This window comes from Pseudomonas sp. HS6 (genome assembly GCF_023375815.1).
In the GTDB taxonomy this organism is placed as follows: domain Bacteria; phylum Pseudomonadota; class Gammaproteobacteria; order Pseudomonadales; family Pseudomonadaceae; genus Aquipseudomonas.
The window spans coordinates 1,627,356-1,640,722 of sequence record NZ_CP067412.1; the positions used below are offsets into that span (position 1 = coordinate 1,627,356).

Here is a 13,367-nt window from a genome sequence, read left to right on the forward strand (position 1 = left end):
GGTTAAGTGCTAGGAGTTGGTGGCCTCCGATGGCGGCGATAAAGTGGGAGCCGGTCGATTCGCGTCTACTCGCGTTGGCGTAGGCTCTGACCAGGTCGCTTCCGCTCTCATGACCGGCAGCTATTCAGACCAGTTCAACAACCCTCAATAATCGCTATCGGCGCAACCAGCCTACCGCTGGTTGCGCCGCACTAGCACATTTGTGCTAATCGACCACCCCGCTCCCTGGCGTTATATTCCCTCGCAACCCCGACGCTCTCCAACATTGCCGCTATGCAGTGCTCGGGATCGTTGTGCCTGGAAAAACAACAACACCAAGGACTCTGTTCGATCATGAAAACACTCATCACCACCCTCAGCCTCGCAGCCATTGTTCTCACCGGCTGCGCCACCCCCAAGCAATGGGAAGCCACCGGCGGCAGCAAGTCCGACGGTGTTGTCCAGGTTTCCTATGAACTGGGCCAGTTCGAGAGCGGGCAAACCTCCACCGCTCAAGGGTTGGCCACGGCTGAAGGCCGTTGCAAGGTCTGGGGCTACAAGAGCGCCGAAGTCACCGGCTCGGAGAAGAACATCTGCCGCACCATGGGCCAGTACAACTGCCTGCAAACCACCATCACGCAGGACTATCTGTGTAAGCGCTGACCGCTTCGGTCTGCCGGTCGCGCAGCACACGCAAGGTCGTGCGCAGCTCGGCCGGGCGTACCGGTTTTGAAAGAATGGCAATCTGGCGGTCATGCAGGGCCGCCTGGATTTTTTCGATGTCATGCCCGGTGATGATCATGGCCGGCACCGCATAACTCCGCTGACGGCGAACCTCATCGATGCACTCGATGCCGGTGCTGTGCGAACCGAGGTCATAGTCGGCAACGATCACATCGCAATCCGTGACCAGCCCTTGCCCCGTCAACTCGGCCTGCACGATGCAGCCCCAGCGCTCCAGCAACGCAGAAGTCGCCAGCAGAACGTTGCGATCATCCTCCACCAGACACACCTTCAACCCTGTCAGCAAACCAACCTGCCGGGCCTCTTCACGATTGACCGGCACCTGTGGCGGCGCGAGCGGCAACCCGTGCAAGGTCACCGACGTGCCATGCCCCAGCCTTGAACGGATCGCGACGTCGACACCGATCAACTGCCCCAGACGCCGGACAATCGACAACCCCAGCCCCACGCCTTCAACGTCCTTGTCGCGCAACTGGTGAACCCGATAAAACTCCTCGAACACCTTGTGTAAATGCTCTTCAGCGATACCACTGCCCCGATCATAAATCGCGATGGCCAATCCCGCACCGCGCTTGCGCACACCGATCAGCACAGGCCGGTGCGCGCCGTATTTGAAGCAATTGGAGAGCACGTTCTGCACCATGGTCGCCAGCAGCGCCGGATCGGTGCGCACCCAGTGCTCACAAGGCCTCAGGCGCAATTCCACACCCGCCCAACGTGCGGCTTCCGCGTTCTGGCGGATCAGATCTGTCAGCCACTCACCCAGTTCAAATGTCTGCATCCGGGGCAGAATCCGCCCGTTGTCGAGGGTGTAAAGATCGAGAATCGAACGAAACAGCTGCGACACGTTGAGCAGCGACCGATCAATGCTATCTACCAGCCGCCGCTCCTCCTCACCCAGACACGACTCGCGCAGGCACGCAGTAAACAGCCCGATGGAGTGGATCGGCTGGCGCAGGTCATGACTGGCCTGGGCCAGGAAACGCGACTTCTCAAGGTTGGCGGCAACCGCTTCTTCCGATGCTTTGCGTGTGCGCTCCAGCAACAGGTGCGCGTACACCGGAATCACCGTACTGGTGATCATCAGCATCAACACCATGAACGGTTGCGCCTGCCAGTACGGCGTCAGCCGATAGACCGCCAGCAGCGCCAACAATGCCAGCACCGTGGCGATCGCCAGGTAGCGCGAGCCGTAGCGCATGCCGTTGCCGAGATTGACCCAGACCATGACGGCATAGATGGGGAGCGCCGCCTCGCCGCCAACCACCAGCCCGAAACTGGTGCCGGTGTAATCGTGGATCATGCCGAAGATCCGCCGCGCCGGATAATGCCCGGGCCAGCGCACGATGGCCTGACGCAGCCCGATGGAGGCCAGCAGAAACAGGAAAATATAAGTGATCACGGGCAGGTAAGTATCGAAGCGCTGGCCCGGCAGGAAACCGAGCACGCCTATGTAAACGAACGCGATGCTGGCGATGATGATGCGCAGATTGGCTTGATCGAGTTCAGTGTTTTTCTCGAACTTCATGGGGGAACGTCCTTGTGCGACAGTCGTCATAAACAACACGAACCAACAGGCAATGCCTTCGCCCGGTGCTAAGGTGCATGCCGTGAAAAATGTCGACCCAGGAAGGGATGTGCGATGACATGCCGAATCATCATAGCCGACGATCATCCGCTGTTTCGCGAAGCGATGATGCGCACGGTCCGGCGACTGTTGCCGGAAGCACTGATCGAAGAAGCCGGCGATCTGGAGGCGGTGCTCACTCTGCTGCCATCCGGCAATGAGCCTGACACGCTGATCCTGGATCTGCGTTTCCCCGGCCTGACGTGTGTCAGTCAGCTCTCGGAGCTACGGCGGCGCTTGCCGCGAACCACCCTGATCGTGGTGTCGATGGTCGATGACGAGGCGCTGATCGGCGAAATCATGGCCGCCGGCATCGATGGGTTCATCGGCAAGAACATCGCCCCCGACGAGATCGGTCAGGCGATCCTGGCGATCCGCGAAGGTGAAGTGCTGGTGAAGTTCGCCCCGTCCGGCCTGCTGCCACTGGAAACCGGCGCCGCCCTCACCCCGCGTCAGCAAGAGGTGCTGCGGCTGATCGCCCAAGGCAAGACCAACAAGGAAATCGCTCGTGAACTGGATATTTCCCCGTTCACGGTGCGGATTCATGTGTCGTCGTTGTTGCGGGTGCTCAATGTGCCGTCAAGGGCTGCGGCAGCGGTGAAATATTCCGGGGCTTTGTAGCTTGTTTTTCGCGTCAACGGTGCGGGTGCACGGTCAGCGCCACCAGCTTCACCACGATCGGCCGGACCACCAGGATGCACAGAAACGCCACGGGCATTGCCAGCTTGTAGGCATGCAGCGCATTGCTAAGGTACTCCGACTCAATCCCGGAGTTTGCTGCGGTGATCACCAGCGACATCAGGAACGCCATGATGGTCGCCATGTACAGCGCGAACACATACGGAGTGGCACGGGCCGATAGTTTTCGCAGGCCGAATACGGCGGTTCTTCGGGATAGCCTCTGGTTCATGTCAGTCCTTGTTGTTCCAATGGATAGGCGCTGAGCACCCTAACAAGCCTGCGAACCTCGAACTAGACGGATCGTCGTGAGCACTTTATAAACAAAAAATTATGAATACTCAGTGAACGGGGCCCGCGCATGAACCTGTTGGGTGCAATCGATTGCTTCATCAAAGTGGTTGAGGCGGGCTCGATCGTCGGCGCCGCAAAAATCCTCGGCGTCAGCGCTGCTGCCGTCAGCCAGACCCTGACCCGTCTCGAAACCCACCTCGACACGCGACTGCTGCAGCGCACCACCCGCAGCATGGCGTTGACCGAGAGCGGGTCGATTTATTTCGAGAAAGTAAAGCGTATCGCGCTCGACCTCGAGTCCGCGCAGAGCGCCATCAGCCACGCACAGACGCAACTTCAGGGACACTTGAGTATCGCCTCCACCGCCGGGTTTGGACGCCACATACTGGGGCCTGTCATTGCCGGTTTCGCCGAGCGCTACCCGCAACTGACGCTTGAGCTCTCGACCACCGACCGCAAGATCAATCACCTTCACGAAGGTATCGATCTGAGCCTGCGGATCGAGCTGCAGTTGGAGGACGGCATCATCGCGCGCAAGGTCGCAACAGTGCCGTTTGTGATTTGCGCCAGCCCCGGTTATCTGCAAAGGGCCGGTTACCCGCAAACCCCGGAACATCTTCAGCAGCATGCCTGCCTGGCCTTCCGCTACCCGCTGGACGGGCGCTTCCTGCGCTGGTGGTTCATCCGCGACGGTCAGCGCTTCGAAGCCCCGATCAATGCGACCGCGATCAGCGACGATATCGATGCACTGGCGCAGATGGCGGCTCATGGCGCGGGTATCGTACGACTGGCCGAGTTCGTTGCAGCGCCCTATCTCGAGAGCGGTCAGCTCGTCTCACTGTTTGAGTCTTGCGACGGATCAGCACTGACGAGCACTGTCCCCCTCGAAATATACGCGTGCGTTCAGGAACGCGCCGCGATGACACCCAAGGTCAAGGCATTTACGGACTATCTGTTTGAGTACCTGCAAACACGCTGGCCCGCTCGATGATCGATCAAGGATCGACCTGCGCCATCAGGTCCTGCACCGACTCCTGTCGTTTCGCATAACGCTGCGCCAGCACCGCACACACCATCAACTGAATCTGATGGAACAGCATCAGCGGCAGAATCAACACGCCAATGGTGCTACCGGCAAACAACACTTGGGCCATCGGCACGCCGGTAGCCAGGCTCTTTTTCGAGCCGCAGAACAGAATGGTGATGCGGTCCTCCAGATTGAACCCGAACAGCTTGCCCAACACCGTCGACGCCAGCAGCACCAGCGCCAGCAGGATGCAGCAAGCCACCACCAGCCCCAACAGATCGATCACCGGAATCTGATGCCAGATGCCTTCGTTCACCGCCTCGCTGAACGCGCCGTAGACCACCAGCAGGATCGAACCCTGATCGACAAATTTCAGCCAGTTCTTGTTACGACCGACCCAGGCGCCGATCCAGCGGCGGGCGATTTGACCGGCGATGAACGGCAGCAGCAGTTGCACGCTGATTTTCAGGATCGCGTCGACGGTCGAACCGCCGTCGCCATGCACGTTCAGTAACAGCGTCACCAGCAACGGAGTAAGGAAGATCCCGAACAGGCTGGACGCCGCCGCACTGCAGATCGCCGCCGGGATATTGCCCCGGGCCAGCGAAGTGAAGGCAATCGCCGATTGCACCGTAGCCGGCAATGCACAGAGGTAGAGCATGCCCATGTACAGGTTGTCGCCCACCAGTGGTGATAGCAGCGGTTTGAGCGCCAGCCCCAGCAGCGGGAACAGGACAAAGGTCAGGCTGAACACCAACAAATGCAGGCGCCAGTGGCCGGCGCCGGCGATGATCGATTCGCGCGACAGCTTGGCGCCGTGCAGAAAAAACAGCAGCGCAATCGCGATATTGGTCAGCCAGCCGAAGCCGACCGCGACCTGACCGCTGGCGGGCAGGAAGCTGGCAAGCAGCACCACGCCGATCAGGGTCAGGGTGAAGTTGTCGGGCAAAAATCTTGGGCGCGTCATGGTTTGCTCATCCGGGGGTTGCCAGTACGTGGAAGCGACTCTAACGTGACTGGAAATTACCGACTAACGCCGAAGAGCCTCAAGATGCCGCCAAAAGGACACGACAAGAGCGTCAGACGCAGCATTCCTGGGCTGCCGAGCCTGCCGCGTCCGTTATACGGGCGCACCGAATCGCTGCCTAATCGCGCCCTGACCCGCCGCCACAGCCATCCGTGGGTGCAGTTGTCCTACGCGATTCAGGGCGTGCTCGAAGTGCAGACGGCTGCCGGTCGTTTCGTTGCGCCGCCGGAGCGCGCCGTGTGGATTCCGGCGGGTGTGCCGCATCGGGTTTTCAGTTCGCCACACACGGAAATGCGCAGTCTGTACATCGATTGCAGCGTGGCGAGCTGGGCGCTGGAGCGTTGCCATGTGCTCGGCGTCAGTGATCTGCTGCGTGAGCTGATTCGGGCCTTTAGTCAGATTCCTGTCGAGTATGACCAGAGCGGTCCTCACGGACGCCTGGCGCAGGTGATCCTCGATCAATTGGCCGAAGCCCCGCAAATCGACCTGATGCTGCCACTGCCCCAGGACATCCGTTTGCGGCAGATTTATCAAAGTCTCGAGCAACATCCGGAACAGCAGACCACACTCAGCCACTGGAGCGAACAGTTCGGCGTAACCGAGAAAACCCTCAGCCGCCTGTTCCTGCGCGATACCGGCCTGACCTTTCGCGCCTGGCGCCAGCGCTTGCGTTTGCTGGGTGCGCTGACACCGCTGGAACGTGGCGAACGTGTCACGGAAGTGGCTCTAGCCTGCGGTTATGATTCGACATCGGCCTTTATCGCAGCCTTTCGTCAGCAGTTCGGGGAAACACCCGGAGAGTTTTTTCGATGATTTTTTGTCGATATTTATCGAATTAAGGCATGCCATTCGGCAAACTTCAGGGTAGAGTTTCGCCCATCAAGAATCTTTGACATCTTTCGACGATAACAATGATCTACAACCCTTTAGCGAACCTGTCGGCGGTAACAGCATGATCGAAGTCACTGAAGTCTCCATTGCTCAACTGCGCTCGGCGCTCGAATCCGGCCAGACCACGGCGGTTGAACTGGTCCAGGCGTATCTGGCGCGCATCGATGCCTTTGACGGCCCGGACACCGCCACCGCGCTGAATGCGGTAATCGTGCGCAACCCCGAAGCCGTGAAAGAAGCCCAGGCCTCCGATGCCCGTCGCGCCAAGGGCGAAACCCTTGGTCCGCTGGACGGCATCCCCTACACCGCCAAGGACAGCTATCTGGTCAAAGGCCTGACCGCTGCGTCCGGCAGCCCGGCGTTCGCCGATCTGGTGGCCCAGCGCGACGCGTTCACCATCGAGCGCCTGCGTGCGGGCGGCGCGATTTGCCTGGGCAAGACCAATATGCCGCCGATGGCCAATGGCGGGATGCAGCGCGGGGTCTATGGCCGCGCCGAAAGTCCTTACAACGCCGCTTATCTGACCGCGCCGTTTGCTTCCGGCTCGTCGAACGGTGCCGGCACCGCCACCGCTGCAAGCTTCTCGGCATTCGGTCTGGCTGAAGAAACCTGGTCAAGCGGTCGCGGCCCGGCATCCAACAACGGCCTGTGCGCCTACACGCCGTCGCGCGGCGTGATATCGGTACGCGGCAACTGGCCGCTGACGCCGACCATGGACGTGGTGGTGCCCTACGCCCGCACCATGGCCGACCTGCTGGAAGTCCTCGACGTGGTAGTCGCCGAAGACACCGACACCCGTGGCGACCTGTGGCGCCTGCAACCGTGGGTGCCGATCCCGAGCGTGACTTCGGTGCGCCCCGCTTCCTATCTCGACCTCGCGGTGAAAAGTGATGCGCTGGCCGGCAAACGCCTGGGCGTGCCGCGCATGTACATCAACGCCGACCCTGAGGCCGGCACCAGCGACGAGCCGGGGATCGGCGGTCCGACCGGGCAGCGCATCAACACCCGCGCCTCGGTGATCGATCTGTGGAAACAGGCCCGTCAGGCCCTCGAAGCGGCCGGTGCCGAAGTGATTGAAGTGGATTTCCCTCTGGTCTCCAACTGCGAAGGCGATCGTCCGGGCGCACCGACCGTGTTCAATCGCGGCATCGTCTCCAAAGAGTTCATGCACCATGAACTGTGGGATCTGTCGGCCTGGGCGTTCGATGACTTCCTGCGCGCCAACGGTGATCCGAAACTCAATCAACTGGCGGACGTCGACGGGCCGAAAATCTTCCCGCACGATCCGGGCACCCTGCCCAACCGTGAAGGCGACCTCGCCGCCGGGATGGACGAATACGTGCGAATGGCCGAGCGCGGCATCACCCCGTGGGATCAGATTCCAACCCTGCCGGACGGCCTGCGCGGCCTGGAAAAGACCCGCAAGCTCGACCTCGAAGACTGGATGGATCGCCTCGGCCTCGATGCCGTGCTGTTCCCGACCAACGCCGACGTGGGCCCGGCCGACGCCGACGTCAACCCGGCCTCGGCGGACATCGCCTGGAGCAACGGCATCTGGGTCGCCAACGGCAACCTCGCGATCCGCCACCTCGGCGTGCCGACCGTCACCGTGCCGATGGGCGTGATGGCCGACATCGGCATGCCGGTCGGTCTGACGTTTGCTGGTCGTGCCTATGACGACTCGACGTTGCTGCGTCTGGCAGCGGCGTTTGAAGCGACTGGTTCGAAACGTCTGGTGCCGCCGCGTACGCCGGCACTGGCGGCAGGCAAGTAAATGCAAAACGGCGGGATCAGTTGATCCCGCCGTTTTTTATCGCTCTGCCAGTTCTTCCAGCAAATCCGCCGAAGGCACGAAGAACAGACTGCCAGTCACCGCCGTGCTGAAGTCCAGCAACCGGTCGTAGTTGCCGGGCGGCTTGCCGACGAACATGTTTTCCAGCATCTGCTCCAGCGGCTCCGGCGAACGCGCGTAGCCAATGAAGTAAGTGCCGAACTCACCTGCACCGGGCCGGCCGAACGGCATGTTGTCACGCAGGATTTTCACTTCCTCGCCGTCCTTGGTGATGGTCGTCAACGCGCTGTGGGAGTTGCTTGGCTTGACCGCGTCATCCAGTTCGATATCGGACAGTTTGGTTCGCCCGATCACCCGTTCCTGCGCCTCGACCGGCAATTCGTTCCACGCCTTCATGTTGTGCAGATACTTTTGCACCAGCACATAACTGCCGCCACTGAACGTCTGATCTTCATCGCCTACGAGGGTGAAATGCTCGGCTTTGCGCCCGACCGGATTTTCCGTGCCGTCGACAAACCCGATGATGCTGCGCATGTCGAAATAGCGGAAACCCTGCACCTCGTCGGTCACCGTCACGGCGCCGTCCAGCGCCGACATTAACTGCGTCGCCAATTCAAAACACAAATCCATTTGATCGGCGCGAATGTGCAACAGCAGGTCGCCCGGCGTGGAAACGGCGCGCCGCCCTTCTACGCCGAATTCGCGAAAGTCATGCAAGGATGCCGGTCGTGGACTGCCGAACAGACGATCCCAGGCGCTGGAAGAAAACCCGCAGACGCAGGACAGGTTGCCCGAGGGGACCCGTTTACCGACCGAGCGCGTCAAACCTGCGATATCGGCGCACCAGCCGCGAACTTTTTCGGCGGCCTCTGCCTCAGCGTTGAGGGTCGCCACGATGAATATCGCAGCGCTGGTGATCGGGCTGCAGACGGCTTGAGGATCTGGCGTGTCGATGATCGTCGCTCCTGGCGTGATGGACTGACTCGACAGCGAGGTTAGCAAAGAAGTGTTGAATGAAGCATTACCCGTGCGCTGCCCGTGGCGCCCGACACTTCGCTTTTAACGAACAATACCCACGAAATAAACGATTTTTCTTCGTCGGAATTCTCCTACTAGCATGGCCCCGTCTACCCCGAAAAACATAAAGACAGGGAGAACGACATGCACCCCATCAACATCGGCGAACCCTGGATGTGGGCCGCCTTCATCGTTTTTGTCCTCGCCATGCTGGCCGTTGACCTGTTTGTCTTCGGCGGGCGCAAGGCGCACCGGGTCTCAGTACGTGAAGCCTCATCCTGGGTGATTGCCTGGTGCATGCTCGCGATGGCCTTCGCCGGATTGCTCTGGTGGTATCTCAACGGCGAATTCGGTCCCGAAATCGCCAAGGTCAAGACCCTGGAATTCCTCACCGGTTACCTGATCGAGCAGTCGCTGTCGATCGACAACATGTTCGTCTTCGTGATGATTTTCAGCTACTTCGCCGTGCCGCCAGAGTTGCAGCGCCGGGTGCTGCTGTACGGTGTGCTCGGGGCGATCGTGATGCGGGCGGCGATGATCTTTGCCGGGGTGTGGCTGGTCTCGCAGTTCACGTGGCTGCTGTATGTGTTCGGCGTGTTCCTGATCATCACCGGGATCAAGATGCTGGTGTTCGCCGAGCAGCAACCGGACCTCGATAACAATCCGCTTCTGCGCTGGGTGCGCGGGCATCTGCGCATCACCAACGGTTTTCACGGCGAGCGCTTTTTTGTGCTGCAGAACGGCGTGCGCTGGGCCACGCCGATGTTTCTGGTGCTGGTGCTGATCGAGGCCAGTGACTTGATGTTCGCGGTCGACAGCATCCCGGCGATCTTCGCGGTGACGACCGATCCGTTCATCATTTTCACGTCGAACATCTTCGCGATCATGGGGCTGCGGGCGTTGTACTTTCTGCTGGCGGACATGGCCGACCGCTTTCATCTGCTCAAGTACGGTCTGGCGCTGGTGCTGGTGTTCATCGGCGGGAAGATGACGGCGATGCCATGGTTTCACATGCCGGTGGAGTGGTCGCTGGCGATTGTGGGCGGACTGATTCTGGCGTCGGTGTTGCTCAGTCTGGTCCTGACGAAAGACAAGTCGCCTGAGAGCGAAACGCAGGAAGGTCAGGCGAAGTAAAATTTGTGGGAGCGAGCTTGCTCCGGGCGGCGTTCCGACGAAGGCGTCAAGTCAACCAACTAATCTGTTGAATGACACAACGCTATCGCGAGCAAGCTCGCTCCCACAGTAATTGTGGCCTGCTACTTATCCGACTTGATGCTGGTCCACACCCGTGTCCGCACCCGCTCCAGTTTCTGCGGCAGTGGCTGCACAACGTACAGCGTCTTCAGCGCTTCGCTGGTCGGTGTCAGGTTCGGGTTGCCGGTGATTTCCTTGTTGATCAGCGGCAGTGAATCCTTGTTGGCATTCGGGTAGCCGAGGAAGTCACTGATCGACGCAATGACTTTCGGTTCGAGCAAGGTGTTGAGGAACTCGTGGGCCTCTTCAACGTTCTTCGCGCTCTTCGGAATGGCGAAGGTATCGAACCAGATCGGCGCGCCTTCTTTCGGCAAGCGCCAGTCGACCACCACGCCGTTGCCCGCCTCTTTGGCACGGTTGCCGAACTGGTAGAAGCTGCCGGAGTAACCGATGGCCACGCAGATGTCGCCGTTGGCGATGTCAGTCATGTACTTGGCCGAGTTGAAGTAGGTGACGTAAGGACGAACCTTGAGCATCAGGTCCTTGGCTTTCTCATAGTCCGCCGGGTTCTGGCTGTTCGGGTCCAGGCCCAGGTAATGCAAAGCCAGCGGCAGGATTTCCGACGGCGAATCAAGCATCGCCACGCCGCAGGATTTCAGTTTTTCCATGTTTTCGGGCTTGAACACCAGATCCCAACTGTCCACTGGCGCATTCTCGCCAAGCGCAGCCTTGACCTTGGCCGGGTTGAAACCGATCAGCACCGTGCCGACCATGTACGGCACGCCGTACTGATTGCCGGGATCGTTGGAGTCGAGCAACTTGAGCAACGCCGGATCCTGGTGACTCCAGTTCGGCAGCTTGGACTTGTCGAGCTTCTGGAACACGCCGGCCTTGATCTGGGTATCGAGGAACTGGTTCGACGGCACCACCAAGTCATAGCCGGAGTTACCGGTCAGTAACTTGGCTTCGAGGGATTCGTTGGTGTCAAAGGTGTCCCAGGTCACTTTGATGTTGCTTTTGGCGGCGAAATCCTTGGGCACCGCTGGCAGGATGTAATCCGCCCAGTTGTACACCCGCAGTTCGCGCTGTTCGGCTTGCACGGCGCTGGCCAGCAGCGTCAGCCCGCACACGGTAGCGCCCAGAATGCGTTTCATCGTGACCATATTGTGTTTCCCCGAATGCAGCGTGAGTCGATGGTTTTTATGTTCTGTACACGGCAGCGGCTGTCAGATCAGCCAAGGGCAAGGAAGGTGCAGCGTTTAGTTATGGCTTCGATTCTTGCCGACAGCGTAGTCGGAGCACAGTGGCCGGTTGGCCAAAAGGGGATCGATATGGCCAATTTGCGTGACCGTCAGAATACTGAAACAACAATGCCCGGCGATTGGCCGGGCATTGTTTGAACAGCTTGCGAAGGATCAGTCGGTAAAGCCCAACTGCGCCGCCCTGCTCTGCTGCGTCTGCCCACGCGTCGCCAGGCAGTAGTACAACGGGCAGGTCACGACCAGGCCGACCAGCCATGACAGGTCCGCGCCGTCCACCAGGTTGGCGTAAGGGCCGACGTACAACGACGTATTGGCGAACGGCAGCTGCACGATGATGCCGATGAAATAGGCAATGATCGCGTGCAGATTGAAGCGACCGTAGATCCCGCCATCGGCGCGGAAGATCGAGGCGATGTCATAGCTGCCGCGCTTGATCAGGTAGAAGTCGATCAGGTTGATCGACGCCCACGGCACCAGCACCAGAAGCAGCGCCAGAATCAGCCCGATGAACTCGGAAATGAAATCCGCCGACGCTCCCAGCGCCACCACGCAGCAGCCCGCCAGCACCACGCTCGACAACATCACCCGCACTTTGATGCTCGGCGTCCATTGGCTGGCGAAGGTCTGGATCGAGGTGATGATCGACAGCACCGCGCCATACAGATTCAGCGCGTTGTGGCTGATGATGTTGAGCAGGAACAGCACCATCAGAATCGGCCCCAGCCACCCGGTCGATTGCTTGACCGCCGCCATCGCCTCGGTGCCCTCCGGGGTCGCCAGCACCGCCACCGCGCCGAACGTGAACGACAGAATCGTGCCCAGCGTAGCGCCCAGGTAAGTCGCGATAAATGGCTTGCTGATACCGATGTCCGCCGGCAGGTAACGGGAATAGTCGGAGACGTACGGCGAAAAACTGATCTGCCAGATGATCCCCAGCGACACCGTCGCCAGCCATCCGGACAGATTAAAGCTGCCACGGGTAAAGAAGTCCGCCGGCAACTCATGGGCAAAGATGTAGAGGAATCCGGCCAGCAGCGCGCTGCCCATCACCCAGGTGCCGATGCGGTTGAGGGTATGAATGAAGTTGTAGCCGATCACGCCGATGGCCGTGGCGCTGAGGGCGCCGATCAAGATGCTCAGTGGTGCGGGAACCGACGGCGCAATGCCGACGATGGATTTGCCGGCCAGCACGATGTTGGAAATGAAGAAGCCGATGTAGATGATCGCGGCGAAGAACACGATCAGCAGCGCACCGTAACGCCCGAACTGACCACGACTCTGCACCATCTGCGGAATGCCCATGCGTGGCCCCTGTGCCGATGCGAGGGCGATCACCACGCCACCGATCATGTGCCCCAGCGCAATCGCCAACAGCCCCCAGAACAGATCGAGATGAAACACCTGGACCACCATGGCGCCGGTGACGATGGGCAGTGGCGCAATGTTGGTGCTGAACCAAAGGGTGAACAGGTCGCGGGCCTTCCCGTGGCGTTCCGCGAGTGGGACGTAGTCGACCGTGTGATTCTCGATCAACGGATCTTGCCGGGACATCTGGGACATAAAAATGAACTCGATTGGGTCTGTTCTTATCGTTGTATGAAGCCAAACCGGGGGTGCTTCTTGGCTGCCCCTCAGATGGAGACCATATTATGGTATTCCAACATTTTCACAAGACTGATCCGCTGTCTGCGACGGCATCTGATCCGGCATCCTCCCTGATCGTCAGGCTTCACGGCTAGGCGAAAGGCCCGTAAATGTTGACTTTCCGACGAATGCACCACGTTTATCGTTTCACCAAAAAAGCACTTGCAATCGATGTATTACGGTATACCATC

At 60.0% G+C, this 13,367-nt stretch carries 12 protein-coding genes; 6 read left to right on the forward strand and 6 right to left on the reverse strand.

The features are described from left to right. Positions 1-333 precede the first annotated feature (333 nt). The gene (gene yecR, locus JJN09_RS07395) at positions 334-642 is read left to right on the forward strand and encodes a YecR family lipoprotein (RefSeq protein WP_249486514.1); all 309 of its coding nucleotides are present in this window, start codon (positions 334-336) and stop codon (positions 640-642) included. Here yecR and JJN09_RS07400 read toward each other — a convergent pair. Further along, positions 614-2,251, reverse strand: coding sequence for a hybrid sensor histidine kinase/response regulator (locus JJN09_RS07400; protein WP_249486516.1), 1,638 nt, complete (start codon positions 2,249-2,251; stop codon positions 614-616). The genes yecR and JJN09_RS07400 overlap by 29 nt on opposite strands. A gap of 114 nt (positions 2,252-2,365) precedes the next feature. Here JJN09_RS07400 and JJN09_RS07405 point away from each other — a divergent pair, with 114 nt between their 5' ends. After that, positions 2,366-2,971 carry a response regulator transcription factor gene (locus JJN09_RS07405; protein ID WP_249486517.1) on the forward strand — a complete coding sequence of 202 codons (606 nt, stop codon included), beginning with the start codon at positions 2,366-2,368 and terminating at the stop codon, positions 2,969-2,971. 13 nt (positions 2,972-2,984) lie between these two features. Here JJN09_RS07405 and JJN09_RS07410 read toward each other — a convergent pair whose 3' ends face one another. After that, positions 2,985-3,260, reverse strand: coding sequence for a DUF2798 domain-containing protein (locus tag JJN09_RS07410; RefSeq protein ID WP_249486519.1), 276 nt, complete (start codon positions 3,258-3,260; stop codon positions 2,985-2,987). A 129-nt stretch (positions 3,261-3,389) separates the two neighbouring features. On the opposite strand from JJN09_RS07410, the gene JJN09_RS07415 reads away from it, so the two are divergent. After that, positions 3,390-4,313, forward strand: coding sequence for a LysR family transcriptional regulator (locus tag JJN09_RS07415; RefSeq protein ID WP_249486521.1), 924 nt, complete (start codon positions 3,390-3,392; stop codon positions 4,311-4,313). A gap of 4 nt (positions 4,314-4,317) precedes the next feature. Here JJN09_RS07415 and JJN09_RS07420 read toward each other — a convergent pair whose 3' ends face one another. Then, positions 4,318-5,316: a bile acid:sodium symporter family protein gene (locus JJN09_RS07420; RefSeq protein WP_249486523.1), complete on the reverse strand. Its 999-nt coding sequence runs from the start codon at positions 5,314-5,316 to the stop codon at positions 4,318-4,320. 84 nt (positions 5,317-5,400) lie between these two features. Between JJN09_RS07420 and JJN09_RS07425 the strand changes: the two genes are divergently transcribed. Then, the gene (locus tag JJN09_RS07425; RefSeq protein ID WP_249486525.1) at positions 5,401-6,189 is read left to right on the forward strand and encodes a helix-turn-helix domain-containing protein; all 789 of its coding nucleotides are present in this window, start codon (positions 5,401-5,403) and stop codon (positions 6,187-6,189) included. A 139-nt stretch (positions 6,190-6,328) separates the two neighbouring features. After that, positions 6,329-8,041: an amidase gene (locus JJN09_RS07430; RefSeq protein ID WP_249486527.1), complete on the forward strand. Its 1,713-nt coding sequence runs from the start codon at positions 6,329-6,331 to the stop codon at positions 8,039-8,041. Positions 8,042-8,077: 36 nt separating this feature from the next. Here JJN09_RS07430 and JJN09_RS07435 read toward each other — a convergent pair whose 3' ends face one another. Continuing rightward, positions 8,078-9,013 carry a Dyp-type peroxidase gene (locus tag JJN09_RS07435; RefSeq protein ID WP_249490770.1) on the reverse strand — a complete coding sequence of 312 codons (936 nt, stop codon included), beginning with the start codon at positions 9,011-9,013 and terminating at the stop codon, positions 8,078-8,080. Between the two features lie 207 nt (positions 9,014-9,220). On the opposite strand from JJN09_RS07435, the gene JJN09_RS07440 reads away from it, so the two are divergent. Continuing rightward, complete coding sequence (locus JJN09_RS07440) at positions 9,221-10,210, forward strand: TerC family protein (protein ID WP_249486529.1); 990 nt, start codon at positions 9,221-9,223, stop codon at positions 10,208-10,210. 122 nt (positions 10,211-10,332) lie between these two features. Here JJN09_RS07440 and JJN09_RS07445 read toward each other — a convergent pair whose 3' ends face one another. Next, entirely contained in the window at positions 10,333-11,433 is a 1,101-nt protein-coding gene (locus JJN09_RS07445) for a polyamine ABC transporter substrate-binding protein (protein WP_096820082.1), read from the reverse strand. A 252-nt stretch (positions 11,434-11,685) separates the two neighbouring features. After that, positions 11,686-13,092: a cytosine permease gene (locus JJN09_RS07450; RefSeq protein WP_249486531.1), complete on the reverse strand. Its 1,407-nt coding sequence runs from the start codon at positions 13,090-13,092 to the stop codon at positions 11,686-11,688. Positions 13,093-13,367 lie beyond the last annotated feature (275 nt).